This window comes from Streptomyces griseorubiginosus (genome assembly GCF_036345115.1).
In the GTDB taxonomy this organism is placed as follows: domain Bacteria; phylum Actinomycetota; class Actinomycetes; order Streptomycetales; family Streptomycetaceae; genus Streptomyces; species Streptomyces griseorubiginosus_C.
On the sequence record NZ_CP107766.1, the window covers coordinates 6,747,186 to 6,767,321 of the forward strand.

The window sequence follows — 20,136 nt, forward strand, 5'->3', positions numbered from 1 at the left end:
CCGGTCGGGCGGGGCTCTCGTTCCGGGTGGCGGACCGTCCTCACCGGCTGTCACCCCGGTACGACGACCTAGGGTTCCGTCGTCTCCGACTCGAGGCGCTGGCGGGTCACCAGGTCGTACACCCCGTACTCCGTGGGCTGGACGCCCCGGGCCCACTGGTACCGGCTCACCGCGTCCTCGACGCCCTCGTTGTAGTGGCCGCTCGCCTTCCTCGTGTACAGCCCCAGCTGGGTGAGACGCAGTTCGAGCTCGACGACCTCGGGTCCCTCCGAACCCCGCCGCAGCACCGGCGGAGCCGCCTCCCGGGCCGCGTCCGACTCGGCCGCCGAGTCCGTCGCCGCGGAGGCCGTCGGGGTGGCCGCGGGCGCCGTCGAACGGGACGGGCTCGGCGAGGCGCTGGACACCGACGGGGACGGCGAGGCCGAGGCGCTCGTGCTCGCCGTCGGCGACGGGGGTGCGGCGGGCGGTCGTACGGACTCCGTGGTCCGGGACGGCGACGCGGACGCGGGGGTCGTCGTCGCGTCGGGGACGGCCGGTCGCACGTCCTGCGGGGCCGCCGCGTCCCGGGACGGCGACTCGTACGCGAACAGCCCGCTGGCGAAGCCGGCCGCGGCCACCACGGCCACGACCGCTCCGGCCGCGGCGAGGAGGACCGTGGGGCGGCGGGAGCGGCGGGGGTGGTCGGCGGCGGGTGTGTCGGGGGTGGGTGCGTCGGGGGCGGCCGGGGGGTCTGTCGCCTGGAAGAGGCTCAGGTCGGCGGGGAGTGCCCTTGTTCCGTGGGGTGCGGGTACGGGCGGAACGGGCCGTAGCGGCATCGTCTCCTCGGTGGCGGGCACCTGGGGTACGGGGGTGGTCTCGTCGTCCAGATCCACGTACGGGCGTATGCGGAGCGGGTCGAAGTCCTCCGCCGCCGCGGCCTCCGCGGTGCGCGTCTCGCGCAACGCGTCCGCCGCGCGCCGGGTGCAGCCGCAGGACGGGGTGTTGTCGGCCCCTCTGGGTGCCCCGCACTCCGGGCACAGATGACTGTTCGACTCCGCCATGTGTTCGTCCCTCCCCTCACAAACCCCAGAGATTATGCAGAACCCCTTCACAGTCGGTGAACGGAAGCCCCCGGAACAACGGCTTCCAAAAGGACTCGACAGGCCATAAACGGTCACACCGACCACGATGGAGCTGTAACGAGAGCCCCGGGAGGTCTTCATGACGGCGGATGCGCAGGGTATGACGGGGAAAGTGCGAGACACCGGAGAAGAACATGTGTCCGGCAACGTCCTCGTCTCGATCGGGGCCCTGCTGCTCGGCATGCTGCTCGCCGCGCTCGACCAGACGATCGTCTCCACCGCGCTGCCCACCATCGTCAGCGATCTCGGCGGGATGGAGCATCTGTCCTGGGTGGTGACGGCGTATCTGCTGGCGTCCACCGCAGCGACCCCGCTGTGGGGCAAACTCGGTGACCAGTACGGCCGCAAGCGGCTGTTCCAGACCGCGATCGTGATCTTCCTGATCGGGTCGGCGCTGTGCGGCATGGCCCAGGACATGCCCCAGCTCATCGCGTTCCGCGCCCTGCAGGGGCTGGGCGGCGGCGGGTTGATGGTGCTGTCGATGGCGATCGTCGGCGATCTCGTCCCGCCGCGGGAACGCGGGCGCTACCAGGGGCTGTTCGGTGCGGTCTTCGGGGCGACGAGTGTCCTCGGGCCGTTGCTGGGCGGGCTGTTCACCGAGCATCTGAGCTGGCGGTGGGTGTTCTACGTCAACCTGCCGGTGGGCGTGGTCGCGTTGGCCGTCATCGCGGTCGTGCTGCGGATTCCGCGCAGGTCGGCGAAGCATGTCATCGACTACCTGGGGACGTTCCTCATCGCCGCCGTCGCCACCTGTCTGGTGCTGGTCGCTTCGCTGGGCGGCACGACGTGGGGCTGGGGCTCGCCGCAGATCGTCGGGCTCGCGGTGCTGGGAGTGGCGCTCGCGGTCGCGTTCGTGGCGGTCGAACGGCGGGCCGCCGAGCCGGTGTTGCCGCTGAAGCTGTTCCGGATCCGGACCTTCACGCTGTCCGCCGTCATCAGCTTCATCGTCGGGTTCGCGATGTTCGGGGCGATGACCTATCTGCCCACGTTCCTCCAGGTGGTGCAGGGAGTCTCGCCGACGATGTCCGGCGTGCACATGCTGCCGATGGTGTTCGGGCTGCTGCTGTCCTCGACGGTCTCCGGGCAGATCGTCAGCCGTACCGGGCGGTGGAAGGTGTTCCCGGTCGCGGGGACGGCCGTCACGACGCTGGGGCTGCTGCTTCTGCACCGGCTCGACGAGGGCAGTTCCACCTGGGTGATGAGCGTGTACTTCTGTGTGTTCGGGCTGGGGCTCGGGCTCGTCATGCAGGTGCTGGTGCTGATCGTGCAGAACGCCGTCTCGTACGAGGATCTCGGCGTCGCCACGTCCGGGGCGACGTTCTTCCGGTCGATCGGGGCGTCCTTCGGCGTCGCGATCTTCGGCACGGTGTTCGCGAACCGGCTCGGGGACAAGCTGGCCGAGGCGCTGCGGGGGGCTCAACTGCCGCCCGGAGTCTCGGTGTCCGGGCTGGAGTCCGACTCCCGGGGGCTCGGGGAGCTGCCGGCCGCGTTGCGTCCCGCGGCGCTGCACGCGTACGCCTCGTCCATCACCGACGTCTTTCTGTACGCCGCGCCCGTCGCGTTCCTCGGGTTCCTGCTCGCGTGGTTCCTCAAGGAGGACAGGCTGCGGGGGTCGGTCACGGCGCCCGACGTCACCGAGACGCTGGCCAGCAATCCGGTGGAGCGGTCGTCGTACGACGAGGTGTGCCGGGCGCTGTCGCTGCTGGGGACCCGGGAGGGGCGGCGGGAGGTCTACCGGAAGATCACGGAGCGGGCCGGGTACGACCTGTTGCCGGCGTCGAGCTGGCTGGTGCTGCGGATGCGGCGGTACGGGTGGGTGGAGCCGGCGCTGCTCACGGAGCGGACGTCCGTGCCGCTGAGCGTGATCATCGAGGCGGCTCGGCAGGTGGAGGAGCGGGGGCTGGCGGAGCGGGAAGGGCCCGATCTCCGGCTCACGGAGGCGGGGCGGGAGGTTGCCGTGCGGTTGGCTTCCGCGCGGGAGGAGTCGTTGGCGGAGCTGCTGGGGGACTGGTGGGGGCCGGATCGGCCCACGGATCTGGTCCAGTTGGTGAAGTCCCTGAACGACGAGCTGTGCGGGTCGGATCGGGAGGAGCCGCATGGGGGTGGGGCGGGGGTTCGGTTGTGAGGCGGTCGGGTGCGGGTTCGGTGGGGGCGGGCGTTTTGCGCAGTTCCCCGCGCCCCTGAGGGGCCTGCGGCGGCCCCTTGCTGTCCGGTGGGGGCGTGCGTAGCGCATCCGGTCCGGTGGGTGGGTCGGTGCCGGGGTGGGGGTGTCCGTCCTCGGTCCGGCGGCTCGGTCACTCACACGGGGCTCGGTTCCGGACGCCGGCCGCTGCGGGCGGACACCCCCCACCCCGTCCCCTGCGCGCCGTACGCGGCGAACGGTGCATGGGGGCGGGCGCAGGCGGCTGACGGTCCCGTCGTGGCGCAGGTCAACTGCAACCCCCCAGGGGCGCGGGGAACTGCGCGACCAGCCACGACGCACCCGCAGCCGCCCGACAACAGGACTCGGCACCCCCATAGGCGCCCGGCCCAAGCCCAGCGCAGCGGGGGCGCGGCCAGCCACAACGCACCCGCACCCGCCCGACAACCGCACCCGGCACCCCCCTGGGCGGCCGCGTTCACACATGCGGAGACGGTTTGAAGGGGGAGTTCACGGCAACCCGGCTGATATGTCAACAGGCCTGATCATCGCTCTGATCGTGATCGTGGCGGCCGTCCTAGTCGTGGCGGCCGTCCTGACCCTGCGAGGCCGGGGCCCGCAGCACGGCCGGGGCCTGAAGCGCCGCTTCGGGCCCGAGTACGACCGCGCCGTGGCCCGGCACGACGGGGACGAGAAGGCCGCCGAGCGCGAACTCACCGAACGCGTGGAGCGGCACGGATCCCTGCGCGAGCAGCCCCTCGAACCGGCGCGGCGCCAGCAGTACGAGGAGCGCTGGACCGCCGCCCAGGAACGCTTCGTCGACTCCCCTCGGGAGGCCGTCGCCGAGGCCGACCGGCTGCTCGCCGAGCTCGCCAAGGACCGCGGTTTCCCGGACGGCGGACAGTACGAGGAGCAGCTCGCCGCACTGTCCGTGCACCACGCGCACCACGTGCACGGCTACCGGCGGGTGCACACCCTGGCCGGCGCCCGGGTGAACGCCGACCGGGACGGCGACGGGCGGGTGAACACCGAGGAGCTGCGCGAGGCCATGGTCGAGGCGCGGGCGCTCTTCGAGGACCTCGTCGGGCCGCCGCAGCGCCGCGAGGAGTCCCGCACCCCCACGGACGAGTCCCAGGTGCGCGCGGGCCAGCCCCGCGACGGCCGTGAGAACAGCCGCGGCCACCTTCCGTGGGCATTCAACAGGCGTCACGCGAAGGGGAGTTGAGTGACATGACGGATGCCACGAGCAGGCCGGGTGCCGACGGCACCCGGGGCGAGGGCAGGATCGGCGGCAAGGGCACGGCGGGTGAGCCCACGGGTGCGCACAGCCCCCTGGTGACTCCCACCGAGACCGAGGCGCCGGATCTGGACACGTCCCGCGGTGAGCGGGACGGGGACGGCCGTACCGAGCGTGCGGGTCGTACGGAGGAGGGTGTGGGCCGCCGTACGGAAGAGCGTGCGGACGGCGTCGAGAGCGCCGGGCGTCGTGAGTCCGTGCCGGGCGCGGTGCCCCCGGCCGGCGACCGGGACGGTGTGCGCGGCGGCGAGAGCGGTTTCGGGCGCGACTCCGGCGAGCGCGGCCTCGGGCGCGACTCCGGCGAGCGCGGCCTCGGCCGTGACTCCGGCGAGTCGGGCCTCGGCCGTGACTCCGCTGCCGGTGGTGACAAGACCTCCGCCGTCCGCGGTGCCTCCGGGCATGACTCCCGGCTGCTGCCGCACGAGGAGTGCGACAAGCTCAGTACGCGGCTCCAGCACGCCGTCGCCGGGTTCGTCGACGAGCCCCGGTCCGCCGTCGAGGAGGCCGACCACGTGCTGGAGGAGGTCGCCGCGCGGTTCGCCGACGCGGTGAAGCAGCGTCGGCGTACGCTGCGCAACTCCTGGCAGACCGGCGAGGGCGGTCAGGGCAAGGCCGTCGGCGCCGGTGACACCGAGCAACTCCGGCTGGCGCTGCGGGACTACCGCGAGCTGACGGAGCGGCTGCTGCACAGCTGACGTCCCGTTCGTACACACGACCGGCCTGTTGCCCGGACCCGGGCAGCGGGCCGGTCTGCGTTGCCTTGCACCGGACACCGCCGTGCCGGGCGATTTATCATGCGGCGGCGGTGGTCCAACGGGGGCGCCGCGCAAGGAACCTTCCAGGAGGAGCGCACGTGCTCGAACTCACCATGGCCGTCGTCACCGCGGCGGAGGAGGGTGCCACGGCCGGGATGCAGATGACCGAGGCGCCCAGTGACCCGGGCACCGTGCTGCGCGTGGGCCGGGACAAGTCCGTGTGCCGGCTCGTGACGCCGGACGACTGGCTGTTCGTCTCCCGGGTGCACCTGGAGTTCCTGTGCGGCCCCGAGGGCGTCTGGCAGGTGACCTGGCTCCAGGGCTCGCAGCCCGATCCCTCGTCCGAGGTACAGCTGGTCTCCGGGGCGTACGCCCAGCCGCTGGTCTACGGCGGCTCCGTGACCCTGCCCCGGGGCGGCAACGGCGAGATCGTCATCCGCGACCGCACCGCCCCGCGCAGCGTCAACGTCGGCTTCTACCACGAGGTCTGAGCGGGACGGCTGCGACGGCAGGGGGGTTACGGCAGCACTCGCGCCAGCGCGAAGCCGTCGTAGCCCTTGCTGCCCACGGTCTGGATCGCCGTGGCGCTCAACCTCGGGTGCCGGCCGATGAGTTCGAGGGCCGTGCGGGTGCCCCGGACGTCGGGGGCCGGGTTGTCGGGGTCGGCGACCCGGCCGTTCCGTACGACGTTGTCGACGACGATCAGGCTGCCCGGGCCGGTGAGTTTGAGCGCCCACTCCACGTAGTGCGGGTTGTTGCCCTTGTCGGCGTCGATGAAGACCAGGTCGAAGGGGGGCGGGTTCTCGTCGGCCAGCCGGGGCAGGGAGTCCAGCGCGGCGCCGACGCGGATCTCGACGACCTTGTCGAGGCCCGCGCGGGCGATGTTGCGGTTCGCGACCTCGGCGTGCCGCGGGTCGTACTCCAGGGAGACCAGGCGGCCGTCGGCGGGCAGGGCGCGGGCCAGCCAGATGGTGCTGTAGCCGCCCAGCGTGCCGAGCTCCAGGATCGTGCGGGCGCCCTGGATCTGCGCCAGGAGCTGGAGGAGCTTGCCCTGCGGCGCCGTGATCGCGATGGACGGGAGACCGGCGGTCTCACTGTCGCTCAGGGCGGCCCGGAGTGTCTCGTCCTCCGGGGCGAGGTGGGTGGTGAAGTAGTCGTCGACGTCTTCCCAGAACTGCGACTCGCTCATACACCTGTGCCTTTCATCGGCCTAGTTAGGTCAGCTAACTAGTTGCGCTAATGAATATAGGCGTGCTCCCGGCTCCTGTCAGGGCAATTACCGCTGAGGCGGTGAGCCCGGCAGCGGCCGGCCCGCCGACTCCGTCATGAACCACACCGCCACGCCGCCGATCACGGCCGCGGCCATCATGTAGTAGGCGGGCATCATCATGTTCCCCGTCGCGCCGATCAGAGCGGTCACCACCAGCGGGGTCGTGCCGCCGAAGAGGGACACCGAGACGTTGAAGCCGATCGAGAGAGAGCCGTAGCGGACCCGGGTCGGGAACAGGGCGGGGAGGGCCGACGGCATCGCCGCCGTGAAGCAGACCAGGAGCAGGCCCAGCGCGCCCATGCCGAGCGCGATCGCGAACAGGCTGCCCTGGCGGATCAGCAGCAGGGCCGGGACCGACAGGAGCAGGAAGCCCGCGCAGCCCGCTGCGATCACCGGGCGGCGGCCGACACGGTCGCTCAGGGCGCCCGCGAAGGGCTGGACGACCATCATCAGCGCCATCACGGCCAGGACGACCAGCAGACCGTGGGTCTCGTCGTACTTGAGCTCGCTGGTCAGGTAGCTCGGCATGTACGACAGCAGCATGTAGTCGGTGACGTTGAAGACCAGGACCAGGCCGACGCAGAGCAGCAGCGCCCGCCACTGGCTGGTGATCATCTCGCGCAGCGGGACCTTCGGGCGGCTCGACTCGGCCTTCTCGACCTCGGCCGCGAACGCCGGGGTCTCCTCCAGGCGCAGCCGCAGATAGAGGCCGATGGCGCCCATCGGGCCCGCGATCAGGAACGGGATCCGCCAGCCCCAGGACACCAGGTCCTCGGTGGACAGCAGGGCCGTCATCAGGGTGACCAGGCCGGCGCCGGCGATGTACCCGGCGAGCGTGCCGAACTCCAGCCAGCTGCCGAGGAAGCCGCGCCGTTTGTCGGGGGCGTACTCGGCGATGAAGGTGGAGGCGCCCGCGTACTCGCCGCCGGTGGAGAAGCCCTGGACCAGGCGGGCGGCCAGGAGGAGCAGCGGGGCGCCGACGCCGATCGAGGCGTACGACGGGATCAGGCCGATGGCGAAGGTGCCGGCCGCCATCATGATCATGGTGACGGCGAGGACCTTCTGGCGGCCGACGCGGTCGCCCAGCGGGCCGAAGACCAGTCCGCCGAGCGGGCGGACCAGGAAGGCCGCGGCGAAGGCGCCGAACGTCGACAGGAGCTGGGCGGTCGGGTTCCCGGACGGGAAGAAGACCTTGCCCAGGGTGACCGCGATGTAGCTGTAGACGCCGAAGTCGAACCACTCCATGGCGTTGCCGAGAGCGGCGGCCTTCACCGCGCGCTTCACGAGCGCCGGGTCGACGGTGACGGCTTCGGGCGTGTCGGGGGTGCGGGGGGTGTGGACCGAGGGGGTGATGGCCGGGGCACTCGGCAAAACTTCGCTCGCCTGCCTTTCGACGGGGACAAGGGCAAAAAGCGACCATAAGGGGACTTGACCGGGTCACGTGGCGCCCCTTTTCGGTCACTGAGTGTGCATAAACGTGCTGTATGCAGGTACTCGGCTCCGGATCCGATACCCCGCTTTCCGGATCTCATGTGATCCTTCTCGCGCCCTGCGCGCGCAACCGAATGGTGCGCGGACTATCGTCATCCGGACAAAAGGAGATCGGGCGTCAGGTGAAGCGGGGGTTCCCTGCGTCCTCCCTCATGGACTCGTGGCACGAACGGGACGGGAGGCCGACGAGGCGTGGCGAATGCGGAGCACAGTGGGACCAGCGAGGTCCAGGCGCGGCTGCGCGCGGCCAGGCTCGCCCTGTGGCTGGTGGCGGCCGTCCTCGCGGTACGTCAGGTGGCCGTCGTCCTCAGCACCCCCAAGGGCGAGCGCCTGACGGACCTGGAGACCTGGGTCGGCCCGGACGGCGTCCTGCATGTGAAGGGTTCGCTCTACGACTCGACGCAGTTCACCGGTACCCCCTTCGGGGGACTCGTCCTCAAGCCCCTGACCCGGGCGGCCGAGCAGGCGCTCGGCTGGGGCTGGACCTTCGGCACCCTCCTGCTGGTCGTCGCTCTCGGCCTGGTCGCCGCCCGCGCCCTGCCCCGGCCGGTCAGCCGCCGCACCGCGCTGTTCGCCGCGCCGGTCGCGATCAGCCTCCTCATGCTGTCGCTGCCCGTGCGCAACACGCTCTACCTCGGCCAGACCAGCATCATCCCGGTCCTGCTGGTCCTGCTCGCCTGCTTCACCGTCCGTGACCAGCGGGTCGCCGGCCTGCTCATCGGCCTCGCCGCGGCCCTCCAGCCCACGGTCCTGCTCTTCGCCGCCCTGCTCCTCCTCACCGGCCGCCGCCGGGCCGCCCTGACCACCGGCGCGACCTTCGCCGCGAGCACCGCGCTCGCCTGGGCCGCGATGCCGCACGACTCGTACACCTACTGGGTGCACCACCTCGCGGGCACCGGCCTCGGCGGACCCGCCGACGCTCTCGCCAACCAGTCCCTGCACGGAATGCTGCTGCGCCTCGGGGTCTCCGGTTCGCTGGAGATCGCGCTCTTCCTGGTGCTGGGCGCGGGGGTGGCCTTCCTCGGGGTCCGCCGGGCCGTGCGCTACGCGCGCGACGGCCAGCTGCTGCTCGCGGTCGCGATCACCGGCTGCGCGGCGATCGCCGTCTCGCCGACGGCCTGGCAGCACCAGCTGCTGTGGGTGCTGCTCGCGGTCGTCGGGCGGGTCGGGAAGCGGGCCTCCGACCGGTATGTGTGGCCGGTCGCCATCGTCGTGGTGATGACGCTCCCGGCGAGCATGCTGCTGCCGCACATCTCGGCGCTGTACCCCCTGCGGGACAACGCGGTGCTGCTGGCCGCGCTGGCCGCCGCCACGGTGATCCCGTTCCTGTCCCGGACCTCGCCGTACTACGCGACCCCGATCCCCACCCGGTACGCCCCACCGGTTCCCGCCCGGTTCCGGCACGTGCCGTTGCTGCCGTTCCTGCGCCGGGTGCTGACCCGGCCGAACCTGCTGCTGGAACTGCTGCTGATTCGTGTCACCTACGCCGCCTACCAGCAGGTCAGACTCGCGGCGACCGGCGGCAGCAACTCCGCGGGGCGGCTCACCGCCGAGAAGCACGGGCAGCAGGTCCTCGACCTGGAGCGATGGCTGCACATCGACATCGAGCACTGGGTCAACCACGCGGTCGTCAAGGTCGACTGGCTGCGGAACTTCTTCGACTACTACTACACGTCGTTCCACTTCGTGGTGCCGCTGAGCGTGCTCGCCGTCCTGTACTGGCGGCGACCGGTGGACTACCGGTGGGCCCGGGCGTCACTGGGGTTCGCGACGCTGCTGGCGCTGGTCGGGTTCTGGCTCTACCCGCTGGCACCGCCCCGGCTCATGCCGACGCTGGGGATCATCGACACCGTGCACGGCGTGCAGGACTTCTCGAAGCCGGACTACGGCACCCTCACCGCGCTGACCAACCAGTACGCGGCGATGCCCTCGCTGCACTTCGGGTGGTCGCTGTGGTGCGGGGTGGTGATCGCGCTCGTCGCACCGAAGTGGTGGATGAAGGCGCTGGGCCTGCTGCACCCGCTCTTCACCGTGTCGGCGATCGTGGCCACCGGGAACCACTGGGTGCTGGACGCGGTGGGCGGAGCGGCGGTCGTCGCCGGCGGGTTCGGGTTGTCGTACCTGTTCCAGGGGCCGCGGGCCCGCGTGGTGGCCGTGGCGGCGGAGGACTCCGGGGAACGGTCGCTCGTGAAGCGGTGAGTGGGCCCGCTGGGGTGCTCCGGGAGGGGCGCGTCCTTGTCGCCGTCGGACCACAATGGTGGCGGAGGCGGCATGGACGTGGACGTGGCTCTGCTGGAGGGGCGGGACGCCGGGCGGCGGCAGGCCTGGGGTGAGGCGCACGCGCTGCTCGGGGCCGCCGATGCCGTACGACCGCTCGACACCGCGGACGTCGAACTGCTGGCCGAGGCCGCGGACATGCTGGGGCACGGGGACGAGGCGATCGTGCTGCTGCGCCGGGCCTTCAGCGCATACGCCGAGGAAGGGGCCGTGGGAGCGGCTCTGCGCTGTGCCTACTGGTTGTGCAAGGGGCTGGCCTGGGGTGGGGAGTTCGCGCAGTCGGGGGCCTGGCTGGGGCGGGCCCGGCGCCTCGCGGAGAGCGATCCCGGCTGCCAGGAGTGCGCCTATCTGCTCATGCTGGAGGCCGAGCTGCACTTCCGGGCCGGTGAGCACGCTCCGATGATCGACGTGGCCCGGCGTCTGGACAAGGCCGTCGGGGCCGGGGCGGACGCCGATCTCGTGGCCGGCACGGCGATGACCCTCGGGCTCGCCCTGGTCAGCAACGGGGACACCGCGGCCGGACTCGCCCAGCTGGACGAGGCCATGGTGGCGGTCGCCGAGCGCACCATGTCGGCCCGGATGACCGGGATGATCTACTGCGTCGTCATCGGCACCTGCCAGGAACTCCAGGAACTGAGCCGCGCCCAGGAGTGGAGCGAGGCCCTCGCCGAGTGGTGCGCCGCCCAGCCCGACTTCTCCGGCGCCTACCGGGGACTGTGCCGGGTGCACCGGGCCGCCCTTCTCCAGCTCGGCGGCGACTGGCCGGACGCCGTCCACGAGGCCCGCCTCGCCTGCGACCAGCTCACCGCCGGGTACGGGGAGGCCGTCGCGGGCTGCGCGTACTACCAGCTCGCGGAACTGCACCGGCTGCGTGGCGCGTACCCGGAGGCCGAGCAGGCTTACCGCGACACCCTGCGCTACGGCTGGGACACCCAGCCGGGCCTTTCGCTGCTCCGGCTCGCCCAGGGCCGGCGCCCGACCGCGCTGGCGGCTCTCCGCCGGGCCCTTGCGGAGACAGGGGAGCCGATGCGCCGGGCGCGGCTGCTGGCGGCCGCGGTGGAGGTGCTGCTGGCGGGCGGAGAGGCTGAGGCGACCGAGGCCGACGGGGACGGTGGGGGTGATCTCGCCGAGGCCGCCCGGGCGGCCGACGAACTCGCGCTGATCGCCGACGCCCAGGGTGCGGCAGCGCTGCGGGCGACGGCCGGGCAGGCGCGGGGTGCCGTGCGTCTGGCCGAGGGCGACGCGAAGGCGGCGTTGCCCGCGTTGCGGGAGGCCGGGCGGTGGTGGCGGGAGCTGGAGGTGCCGTACGAGGCGGCGCGGGTCGGGGTGCTGGTGGGCCTCGCCTGCCGGGCGCTGGGGGACGAGGACTGCGCGGTGCTGGAGTTCGACACGGCCCGGCAGACCTTCGAGCGGCTCGGCGCCGGACCGGACGCGCGGCGGGCGGCACGGCTCACGGGAGGGGGCCGTTCCGTCCTCTCACCCCGCGAACTCGAGGTCGTACGGCTGCTCGCGCGGGGCCGGACCAACCACGCCATCGCCACCGAGCTGGTCCTCAGCGAGAAGACGGTGGCCCGGCACCTCAGCAACATCTTCGTCAAGCTCGACGTGGGCTCCCGCACCGCGGCGGCGGCGTACGCCTACGAGCACGGGCTGCTCGGGCCGGACGGCTCTGCGTAGAACCACCCATGCCGGGCCCGTACCGGATGGGCATTGCTGTCGATGCGCGCGCCCGGCCCGCGCGGCGAGCATCGAAGCGTGTCCGACGACGTGAGCACCCTCCGCGAACAGGTACGGACGGCCCGGCTGAGGCTCGCCGACTGTGCCGCGGACCTCGGGGTGCTGCTGCGGGTGAGCGGTGAGTACGCCGAGGCGGAGCGGGTGCTGCGGCAGGCCGTGGAGATCTACGAGGCCGACCGCCGGACACGGACGGGGGCCGGCCGAACCGCGGCCGACCGCAGGACCGAGGAGCCGGCATGAGCAGCGAACAGCGGCACGAGCACATCGAGACCGTGGTCGTCGGGGGCGGACAGGCGGGGCTCGCGACCGGGTACCACCTCGCGCGCAGCGGCCGCCCCTTCGTGATCCTGGAGGCGGGCGAGCGGATCGGCGACTGCTGGCGGGAGCGCTGGGACTCGCTGCGGCTGTTCAGCCCCGCCCGCTTCGACGGCCTGCCGGGACTGCCCTACCCCGGCGACGACTGGTCGTTCCCGACCCGCGACGAGTTCGCCGACTACCTCCAGGCGTACGCGGCCTGGGCGGAGCTGCCGGTGCGGACCGGGGTGCGGGTGCGGAGGCTGTCGTACGACGGGACGCGGTACGTCGTCGAGACGGACGGGGAGTCGACGTACACGGCCGACAACGTGGTGGTCGCGGCCGGGTACGACCGGCTGCCCAAGGTGCCGGACTTCGCGGCCGAACTCGACCCGGACGTACGGCAGTTGCACGCCGTCGCCTACCGCGGTCCAAGTCAGCTGGCCGACGGGCCGGTGCTGGTCGTCGGGGCCGGGAACTCGGGGGCGGACATCGCGCTGGAGCTGTCGGCGTCACGGCGCGTCCTGCTGTCCGGGCCGCATCCGGGACAGATCCCCTGGCGGATCGAGCGGCGGGTGTCCCGGGCGCTGACCCCGGTGCTGTTCTTCCTGTTCCGGCATGTGCTGACCGTACGCACGCCGATGGGGCGGAAGCTGCGGCCCAGGGTGCTCGCGCACAGCGCGCCGCTGATCCGGGTCAAGTCGGGTGACCTGAAGGCGGCCGGGGTGGAGCGGGTGGCCCGGACGGCCGGAGTGCGGGACGGGCGGCTGGAGCTGGCCGACGGCACCCGGCCCGAGGTGGCGAACGTGCTGTGGTGCACCGGGTTCCGGCCGGACGTCTCCTGGATCGACCTGGACGTGTTCGACGCGGACGGGGAGCCCGTGCAGCGGCGCGGAGTCGTCGAGGGGCGGCCCGGACTGTACTTCGTGGGGCGGCTGTTCCAGTACGCGATGGCCTCGTCGATGATCCAGGGCGTGGGACGGGACGCGGAGTTCGTCGTACGGCATCTCGCGGGGCGGACCGGCCGGGCACCCGTGGCGGCACGGGCCGCCGGCTCGCGCAAGCCGTCGGCCCGTGGCGCCGGAACCGGGGTCAGCCCAGGGTGACCTGGAGCTCCTTGACACCGTTGATCCACGCCGAGCGCAGCCGGCGTGGGTCGCCGGCCGCCCGGAGGTTGGGCATGGCGTCGGCGATCGCGTTGAAGATCAGGTCGATCTCCAGTACCGCGAGGGACTTGCCGAGGCAGTAGTGCGGGCCGCCGCCGCCGAAGCCGAGGTGCGGGTTGGGATCGCGGGTGATGTCGAAGACGTCCGGGTCGGTGAAGACCTCGGGGTCGTGGTTGGCGGCGGCGTAGAAGATGCCCACCCGGTCGCCCTTCTTGATCTGCTGTCCGCCGAGCTGGGTGTCCTGGGTGGCCGTGCGCTGGAAGGCGTTGACGGGGGTCGCCCAGCGGACGATCTCCTCGGCGGCCGTCGAGGGGCGTTCCGCCTTGTACTTCTCCCACTGGTCGGGGTGGGTGAGGAAGGCGTGCATGCCGTGGGTGATGGCGTTGCGGGTCGTCTCGTTGCCGGCGACCGCGAGCATCAGCACGAAGAAGCCGAACTCGTCGGAGTTCAGGCTGCCTTCGTCCTCCGCCGACACCAGTCTCGTGACGATGTCCTCGGCCGGGCACTGCTTGCGGTCGGCCGCCATGTTCATCGCGTAGGCGATGAGCTCCATGGCCGACTCCTGGCCGACCTCCTCGGTGATCGCGTACTCGGGATCGTCGTACGAGATCATCTTGTTGGACCAGTCGAAGATCTTCGCCCGGTCGTCCTGCGGGATGCCGATGAGCTCGGCGATGGCCTGGAGGGGCAGTTCGCAGGCGACCTGGGTGACGAAGTCGAAGGAGGCGCCGGGCAGCGCGCGGGCGGTGTCGACGATCGCGTGGGCCCGGTTGCGCAGGCGTTCCTCCAGGGCGCGGATCGCCCGGGGGGTGAAGACCCGCTGGACGATCCCGCGGACCCGGGTGTGTTCCGGCGGGTCCATGTTCAGCAGGATCAGGCGCTGCGCGTCGATCGCGTCCCGCTGGATGTGCTCGTTGAAGCGGATGATCGCCGTGTTGAGGTACGACGAGAAGATCTCCGGGTGGGTGGAGACGTACTTGACGTCCGCGTGCCGGGTGACCGCCCAGTACCCCTCGTCCTGGAAGCCGGCGATGTTGCCCGACTGGGGGATCCAGCGCACCGGTTCGGCCCGGCGCAGTTCGGCGAACTCCGGCAGCGGTACGCGGCTTTGCAGCAGGTCGGGGTCGGTGAAGTCGAACCCGTCGGGAAGCGCTGGACACTGCATCGGCAACTCACTCCAGCTGTTCGACAGCTTTCTGACGGCCCATCAGGAACAGAGCTGCCGTGAAGGTAGTAACGGGTTCTACAAGAGGCAAGGGGTGCGGAGACCCCAATTGCCTGCAAGACCCTTGCGGTGGTGGATGAATCGTCAGCAGACTGCAAGCAGCGCGCCAACTAGAACACGTACTAGTTCCAGCGTTTTCGGAGTTCCAGGGATCCGTTCGGAGGAGAGGACCCGCACCCATGGCCGCCGAACCCGTGATCGTCGAAGCCGTCCGCACCCCCATCGGCAGGCGCGGTGGCGCGCTCGCCAATCTGCATCCCGCCTATCTGCTGGGCGAGACCTACCGTGAACTCCTCGGCCGGACCGGCATCCCCGCCGACGCGGTCGAACAGATCGTCGGCGGCACGGTCACGCATGCCGGCGAGCAGTCCATGAACCCCGCGCGCACGGCCTGGCTGACGGTCGGGCTGCCCTACGAGACGGCGGCGACGACGGTCGACTGCCAGTGCGGCTCCTCGCAGCAGGCCTCCCACATGGTCGCCAACATGGTCGCGGCCGGGGTCATCGACGTCGGGATCAGCTGCGGGGTCGAGGCGATGTCCCGGGTGCCGCTGGGGTCGGGCTCCAAGCACGGGCCGGGAAAGCCGTTCCCCGACGAGTGGAACGTGGACCTGCCCAACCAGTTCGAGGCGGCCGAGCGCATCGCCCGGCACCGGGGGCTGACCCGCGAGAACGTCGACTCGCTCGGTCTGATCTCCCAGGAACGGGCGGCCGTCGCCTGGTCCGAGGAGCGCTTCAAGCGGGAGACCTTCGCGGTCCAGGTGCCGACCACCGAGGACGAACAGCGGGCCGGGCAGGGCATGTGGCGGCTGGTGGACCGGGACGAGGGGCTGCGGGACACGTCCATGGAGGCGCTGGCGGGCCTGAAGCCGGTCATGCCGACGGCGATCCACACGGCGGGGAACTCGTCCCAGATCAGCGACGGAGCGGCGGCGATCATGTGGGCGTCGAAGCGGATGGCGCGGGCGCTGAAGCTGAAGCCGCGGGCGCGGATCGTGGCACAGGCGCTGGTCGGTGCCGACCCCCACTTCCATCTCGACGGCCCCATCGACGCGACCCGCGCGGTCCTCGGCAAGGCGGGCATGTCCCTCAAGGACATCGACCTCGTCGAGATCAATGAGGCGTTCGCGTCGGTGGTGTTGAGCTGGGCCCAGGTCTTCGAACAGGACCTGGAGAAGGTCAACGTCAACGGCGGCGCGATCGCACTCGGCCATCCGGTGGGGGCGACGGGGGCGCGGCTCATCACGACGGCGCTGCATGAACTGGAGCGCGCGGACAAGGAGTTCGCGTTGATCACGATGTGTGCGGGGGGTGGGCTGGCCACCGGCACGATCATTCAGCGGATGTAGGAGTCCCGCATCGCGGCCTCTACCGCGGGGACGGGCTCGGCGGCTTGGTGCACTTCGACATGGCGCTCAACGCGAGGGCGCCGGATGCCGAGGAGGGCACCCGGTCCTTGATGTCGCCCGGAATGGGACCGACGCCCGTGATGATGTCCCAGCCGCCCGACTCCAGGAAGGTGGCGCCGTCGGCATCCACATCGCCCCGCAGGCGCCATCCGCGCTCCTTGAGCCGGCTGACCACGCGCAGCAGGTCCTTCTTGCCGGGCTCGGTCCGGGAGAAGGCGGTGGAATCCGCCACGCATTCACGCTTCCACGGGTCTTTGACCACGGTCAGCCCCAGGTCGAAGGCCTCGGTCGCGTAGCGGAAGTCGCTGATCACGTCGTCCCGGGTCTTCTTTTTCAGGGAAGGCGCCGGGGACGGCGGGGCAGCTGCGGAGGCCACGGACGGCGACCGTGGTGCGGACGCCGGGTCCGCGCTCGCCGTACAGGCGGTGGCGAGCAAGGAAGCCGCCACGACTCCCATGGTCCAGGCATGTCGGAACATGCTTGTGTCTCCCCCCAGAGATGATCAGCGCCAAGTGTCGGATTCTGCCATGGACATGCTCTGGTGTCCTGCGAAGCGGCGGTGGCTCCACCGATGAGTTCCGACCGCTGCCGCCGTCCTTGCTCTCAGGAGGTGGTCGCGATGGGCGCGGCGGAGCGGGAAGAGGCTCTTCGGCGGTTGGACGGTCTGGTCGGGGAGTGGGTGGTCGAGGCCGAGTTCCCCGGGCAGGAGGTCGGCTCGGGGCGGAGTGTGTTCGGGTGGGAGCTCGGTGGGCGGTTCCTGGTGCAGCGGACGCTGGCGCCGGATCCCGCGCCGGACAGCATGGCGATCGTGTCGGTCGAGCCGGAGACCGGGGCGTACACGCAGCACTACTTCGACTCGCGGGGTGTCGTACGGCTGTACGCGATGACCTTCGACGGCGAGGTGTGGCAGCTGCTGCGCGAGGAGGAGGACTTCTCCCCGCTGTCCTTCCGGCAGCGCTTCACCGGGCGGCTGAGCGCGGACGGCGACAGCATCCACGGGGTGTGGGAGCAGTCGAAGGCCGCGTCGGCGGAGTGGGAGACGGACTTCGCGCTGACGTACCGAAGGAGCCGCTGAGATGCGGCCGAGCAGGGAGAACGCGCGCGGGATCGTCGAGGCGAGCCGGTATCTGGTGCTGGCCACGGCGGACGCGGAGGGGCGGCCGTGGAGTACACCCGTCTACTTCGCGCACGCCGGGTGCCGGGACTTCTTCTGGGTGTCCTCGCCCGAGGCGGTCCACTCGCGGAACATCGCGGTGCGGCCCGAGGTGGGGATCGTCGTCTTCGACTCGTCGGCGGAGATCGGTACCGGGCAGGGGGTGTACATGTCCGCCGTCGCCGAGGAGGTCGTGGAAGGGGCCGAGGAGGTGTTGGAGGTGTACTCGCGGCGGACGCTTCTGCACGGCGGGCGGGTCTGGACCCTCGACGACGTGCGCGGCGCCAGCGGGATGCGGCTCTACCGGGCGGCGGCCGAGTCCCACTCGATGCTGGCGAAGGACGGACGGCCGGATCACCGGGTGAGGGTGTAGCGGATCCGACGCCCCGCTCACCTCAGCCGACGCTCCGCACCTCAGCCGCCCCCCGGTCACCTCAACCGACTCCCGGTCGACCGCCCATCAACCGACGCCCCCGAGCTCCTCGATGGCCGTCGCCGTGCTCGACGCGGCCGTCGTGTCGCCGGCTGCCGTGAACAGTTCCCGGGCACGCACCAAGTGGGTGCGGGCCTCGGTGACTTCGCCGCAGTGGCGCAGCGCCGTGGCGAGGCCGGTGAGGGCCTGGGCGTGGAAGCGGTCGAGGTCGCCGTGGGAGCGGGGTGCGGTGACGATCCGGAAGGCCGCCACCGCCTCGGGCCAGCGTTCCAGGGCCAGCAGGTCGTTCGCTATCTCGTGCCGCAGCAGGGCCTCGACGTAGGCGTCCAGGCCGGGCACGTCCCCGGTGGAGGTGCCCATCAGGGCGCGGTGCAGGGTCAGCGCCTCCTCCGCGCGGCCGGACTCACGCAGCGCCTTGCCGAGGACCCGCTGGGAGACCGCCCGGCCCGCGGTGTCGCCGGTCTCCTCGAAGAGCCGGGAGGCCCGCTCGGCCGCCTCCGCCGCCTCCGCGGGCCGCTTCAGACTCAGACAGGCCCCGCTGATGTACGCCCACGCCCACGCCTGCTCGCCGACGGCACCGGTCTCGGTCGCCAACTCCAGAGCCCTGCGCGCCAGTTCCTCGCCCTCCACGTACTGGTAGGCGCCGACCGAGTGGGCCCAGGCGAGACAGTTGAGCTGGTGGGCCTCGGCCGTGCGGTCCCCGAGCGCGGCCGCGGACCGGGCGCCGTACGAGAACAGGGCCCGCCACTCGGGCCACTGGTGGCGGCGGTCGGAGAACCAGTACAGGGTGCGCGAGACATGCAGGATCTCCGCGTGCCGGCCCGCCGCGAACAGCACCGGCAGGGCGCCCGCCCAGTTCGCGCGCTCGGCGGTCAGCCACTCCTCCGCCGCCTCCGCGGACCCCGGGGCGAAGGCGGCGACCTCGCCCGGCCACGGCTCCGGCGCACCCGGCGCCTCGAACCAGCGCCCCGCCGCCGAGGCCGACCGCAACAGCCAGTCCGCCATGCCGAGTCGGACCGCCTCCGCGGTCTCCTCCTCGTCCCTCAGGCGCTCCCGAGCGAAGAGCCGTACGAGGTCGTGCAGGGCGTACCGGCCGGGCGCGGTCTCCTCCAGCAGCCCCCGGTCGACCAGCAGGTCCAGGGAGCCCTCGGTGGTCGGCGGGTCCTCGCCGGTCAGGACGGCGGCGAGCTCGACGCCGGTGTCATGGCCCGGGACCAGGGCGAGTCGGCGCAGCAACAGCCGGTGCGGGTCGGTGAGTTGGCCGTAGGAGAGGGCGAGGGCGCTGCGGACGGCGAGGTCGCCCGCCACCAGGCCGCTCAACCGGCGCTCCTCGTCGGCGAGTTGGCCCACCAGCCGGGCCGGGGTCCAGCTCGGGCGGCTGGAGAGGCGGTTGCCGACGATCCGCAGGGCCAGCGGGAGGTGGCCGCACAGCTCGGTCAGCCGGGTGATCGCCTCGGACTGGCCGTCGGTGCGCGGGGAGCCGAGGATCCGCCCGAGGAGCCGCGCCGACTCCCCGCCGCTGAGCCCGCCGAGCCTGATCCGCCGTACGCCTTCGAGACCGGCCAGCGGCCGTCTGCTGGTGACCAGCACGAAACTGCCCTCGGCGTCCGGCAGCAGCGGCCGGGTGAGCGCCTCGTCGGCCGCGTCGTCCAGGACGATCAAGGCCCGCCGGCCGGCGAGCGTGGTCCGGTACAGGGCCTCGCGGGCGACCGGGTCCACCGGGATACGGTCGGGCGGCTGGCCGAGCGCGGTGAGCAGGAGGACCAGTGCCTCGGCGGGCGGCAGCGGCGCCTCGCTCATGCCGTGCAGCTGGACGCAGACACTGCCGTCCGGGAAGGCGCCGCTCAGCCGCCGTACGGCCTCCGCGGCCAGGGTCGTCTTGCCCTGCCCGCCCGGCCCGAAGAGGACCGCGGCACGCGTGCGCGTGCCGGTGGCGAGCGCCTCCAGGTCCGCCAGTTCCTGCCGGCGCCCGGTGAAGTCCGGGACGGTCCGCAGGAGATACGGCGGTGCCGGTGCCGGCGCGCGCTCCCGGCCGGCGTCGGCCAGCCGCTGGAGGCGCTCGCGCTGCTCGACGTCGAGCCGCAGGGCGGCGGCCAGCGCGTCGACGGTACGGCGCTGCGGGCCCCGGCTGCGGCCGCGCTCCAGGTCACCCAGGGCGCGCACACTCACCCCGGACGCCTCGGACAACTCCTCCAGGGTGAGCCGGGCGGCCCGGCGCAGGGAGCGCAGCATCACGCCGAAGGGGGTGCTGCCGGGGGGCGGTTCGGACTGCGGTGGTTCAGGTGCATGACTGGTCATCACGACAATTAGAACAAGCGCTCTCTAGTTCCGCCTGTACTTCTGCCTGGCGGGCACACGCCGATCCTGG

17 protein-coding genes are annotated in these 20,136 nt (G+C 72.0%); 11 read left to right on the forward strand and 6 right to left on the reverse strand.

Going from position 1 to position 20,136, the window contains the following annotated elements:
- Positions 1-68 precede the first annotated feature (68 nt).
- On the reverse strand, positions 69-1,040 hold the full coding sequence (locus OHN19_RS30540) for a peptidoglycan-binding domain-containing protein (RefSeq protein ID WP_330267273.1): 972 nt from the start codon (positions 1,038-1,040) through the stop codon (positions 69-71).
- A 160-nt stretch (positions 1,041-1,200) separates the two neighbouring features.
- Here OHN19_RS30540 and OHN19_RS30545 point away from each other — a divergent pair, with 160 nt between their 5' ends.
- From OHN19_RS30545 to OHN19_RS30560, 4 genes are all read left to right on the forward strand, one after another.
- A complete protein-coding gene (locus OHN19_RS30545) occupies positions 1,201-3,246 on the forward strand; it encodes an MFS transporter (RefSeq protein WP_330267274.1) in 2,046 nt (681 codons plus the stop codon).
- A gap of 544 nt (positions 3,247-3,790) precedes the next feature.
- Positions 3,791-4,486: an EF-hand domain-containing protein gene (locus tag OHN19_RS30550; RefSeq protein WP_330267275.1), complete on the forward strand. Its 696-nt coding sequence runs from the start codon at positions 3,791-3,793 to the stop codon at positions 4,484-4,486.
- A 5-nt stretch (positions 4,487-4,491) separates the two neighbouring features.
- Positions 4,492-5,253: a hypothetical protein gene (locus OHN19_RS30555; protein ID WP_330267276.1), complete on the forward strand. Its 762-nt coding sequence runs from the start codon at positions 4,492-4,494 to the stop codon at positions 5,251-5,253.
- A 158-nt stretch (positions 5,254-5,411) separates the two neighbouring features.
- Entirely contained in the window at positions 5,412-5,804 is a 393-nt protein-coding gene (locus tag OHN19_RS30560) for an FHA domain-containing protein (protein WP_330267277.1), read from the forward strand.
- 26 nt (positions 5,805-5,830) lie between these two features.
- On the opposite strand, the gene OHN19_RS30565 is transcribed toward OHN19_RS30560, so the two are convergent.
- Both OHN19_RS30565 and proP read right to left on the reverse strand, forming a co-directional pair.
- Positions 5,831-6,502: an O-methyltransferase gene (locus OHN19_RS30565; protein ID WP_330267278.1), complete on the reverse strand. Its 672-nt coding sequence runs from the start codon at positions 6,500-6,502 to the stop codon at positions 5,831-5,833.
- An 87-nt stretch (positions 6,503-6,589) separates the two neighbouring features.
- A complete protein-coding gene (gene proP, locus OHN19_RS30570; protein WP_391193195.1) occupies positions 6,590-7,954 on the reverse strand; it encodes a glycine betaine/L-proline transporter ProP in 1,365 nt (454 codons plus the stop codon).
- A gap of 312 nt (positions 7,955-8,266) precedes the next feature.
- Between proP and OHN19_RS30575 the strand changes: the two genes are divergently transcribed.
- The 4 genes from OHN19_RS30575 (at position 8,267) to OHN19_RS30590 (ending at position 13,488) form a co-directional block, all read left to right on the forward strand.
- On the forward strand, positions 8,267-10,273 hold the full coding sequence (locus OHN19_RS30575) for a bifunctional glycosyltransferase 87/phosphatase PAP2 family protein (RefSeq protein ID WP_330267279.1): 2,007 nt from the start codon (positions 8,267-8,269) through the stop codon (positions 10,271-10,273).
- A 72-nt stretch (positions 10,274-10,345) separates the two neighbouring features.
- Positions 10,346-12,028: a response regulator transcription factor gene (locus OHN19_RS30580; protein WP_330267280.1), complete on the forward strand. Its 1,683-nt coding sequence runs from the start codon at positions 10,346-10,348 to the stop codon at positions 12,026-12,028.
- Between the two features lie 78 nt (positions 12,029-12,106).
- Positions 12,107-12,328, forward strand: coding sequence for a tetratricopeptide repeat protein (locus OHN19_RS30585; protein ID WP_330267281.1), 222 nt, complete (start codon positions 12,107-12,109; stop codon positions 12,326-12,328).
- A complete protein-coding gene (locus tag OHN19_RS30590) occupies positions 12,325-13,488 on the forward strand; it encodes a flavin-containing monooxygenase (protein ID WP_330267282.1) in 1,164 nt (387 codons plus the stop codon). The genes OHN19_RS30585 and OHN19_RS30590 overlap by 4 nt, the downstream gene beginning before the upstream one ends.
- Here the strand turns inward: OHN19_RS30590 and OHN19_RS30595 are convergent.
- Positions 13,475-14,713 carry a cytochrome P450 gene (locus OHN19_RS30595; protein WP_330267283.1) on the reverse strand — a complete coding sequence of 413 codons (1,239 nt, stop codon included), beginning with the start codon at positions 14,711-14,713 and terminating at the stop codon, positions 13,475-13,477. The genes OHN19_RS30590 and OHN19_RS30595 overlap by 14 nt on opposite strands.
- A 239-nt stretch (positions 14,714-14,952) precedes the next feature.
- Here OHN19_RS30595 and OHN19_RS30600 point away from each other — a divergent pair, with 239 nt between their 5' ends.
- The gene (locus tag OHN19_RS30600; protein ID WP_330267284.1) at positions 14,953-16,122 is read left to right on the forward strand and encodes a steroid 3-ketoacyl-CoA thiolase; all 1,170 of its coding nucleotides are present in this window, start codon (positions 14,953-14,955) and stop codon (positions 16,120-16,122) included.
- A 19-nt stretch (positions 16,123-16,141) separates the two neighbouring features.
- On the opposite strand, the gene OHN19_RS30605 is transcribed toward OHN19_RS30600, so the two are convergent.
- Positions 16,142-16,660, reverse strand: a complete 519-nt coding sequence (locus tag OHN19_RS30605; RefSeq protein WP_330294129.1) for a hypothetical protein — start codon at positions 16,658-16,660, stop codon at positions 16,142-16,144.
- 141 nt (positions 16,661-16,801) lie between these two features.
- On the opposite strand from OHN19_RS30605, the gene OHN19_RS30610 reads away from it, so the two are divergent.
- Together OHN19_RS30610 and OHN19_RS30615 are read left to right on the forward strand one after the other, a co-directional pair.
- Positions 16,802-17,257, forward strand: coding sequence for a hypothetical protein (locus tag OHN19_RS30610; RefSeq protein WP_330267286.1), 456 nt, complete (start codon positions 16,802-16,804; stop codon positions 17,255-17,257).
- 1 nt (position 17,258) lies between these two features.
- A complete protein-coding gene (locus OHN19_RS30615) occupies positions 17,259-17,708 on the forward strand; it encodes a pyridoxamine 5'-phosphate oxidase family protein (RefSeq protein ID WP_330267287.1) in 450 nt (149 codons plus the stop codon).
- Positions 17,709-17,795: 87 nt separating this feature from the next.
- On the opposite strand, the gene OHN19_RS30620 is transcribed toward OHN19_RS30615, so the two are convergent.
- On the reverse strand, positions 17,796-20,066 hold the full coding sequence (locus OHN19_RS30620) for an ATP-binding protein (RefSeq protein WP_330267288.1): 2,271 nt from the start codon (positions 20,064-20,066) through the stop codon (positions 17,796-17,798).
- Positions 20,067-20,136 lie beyond the last annotated feature (70 nt).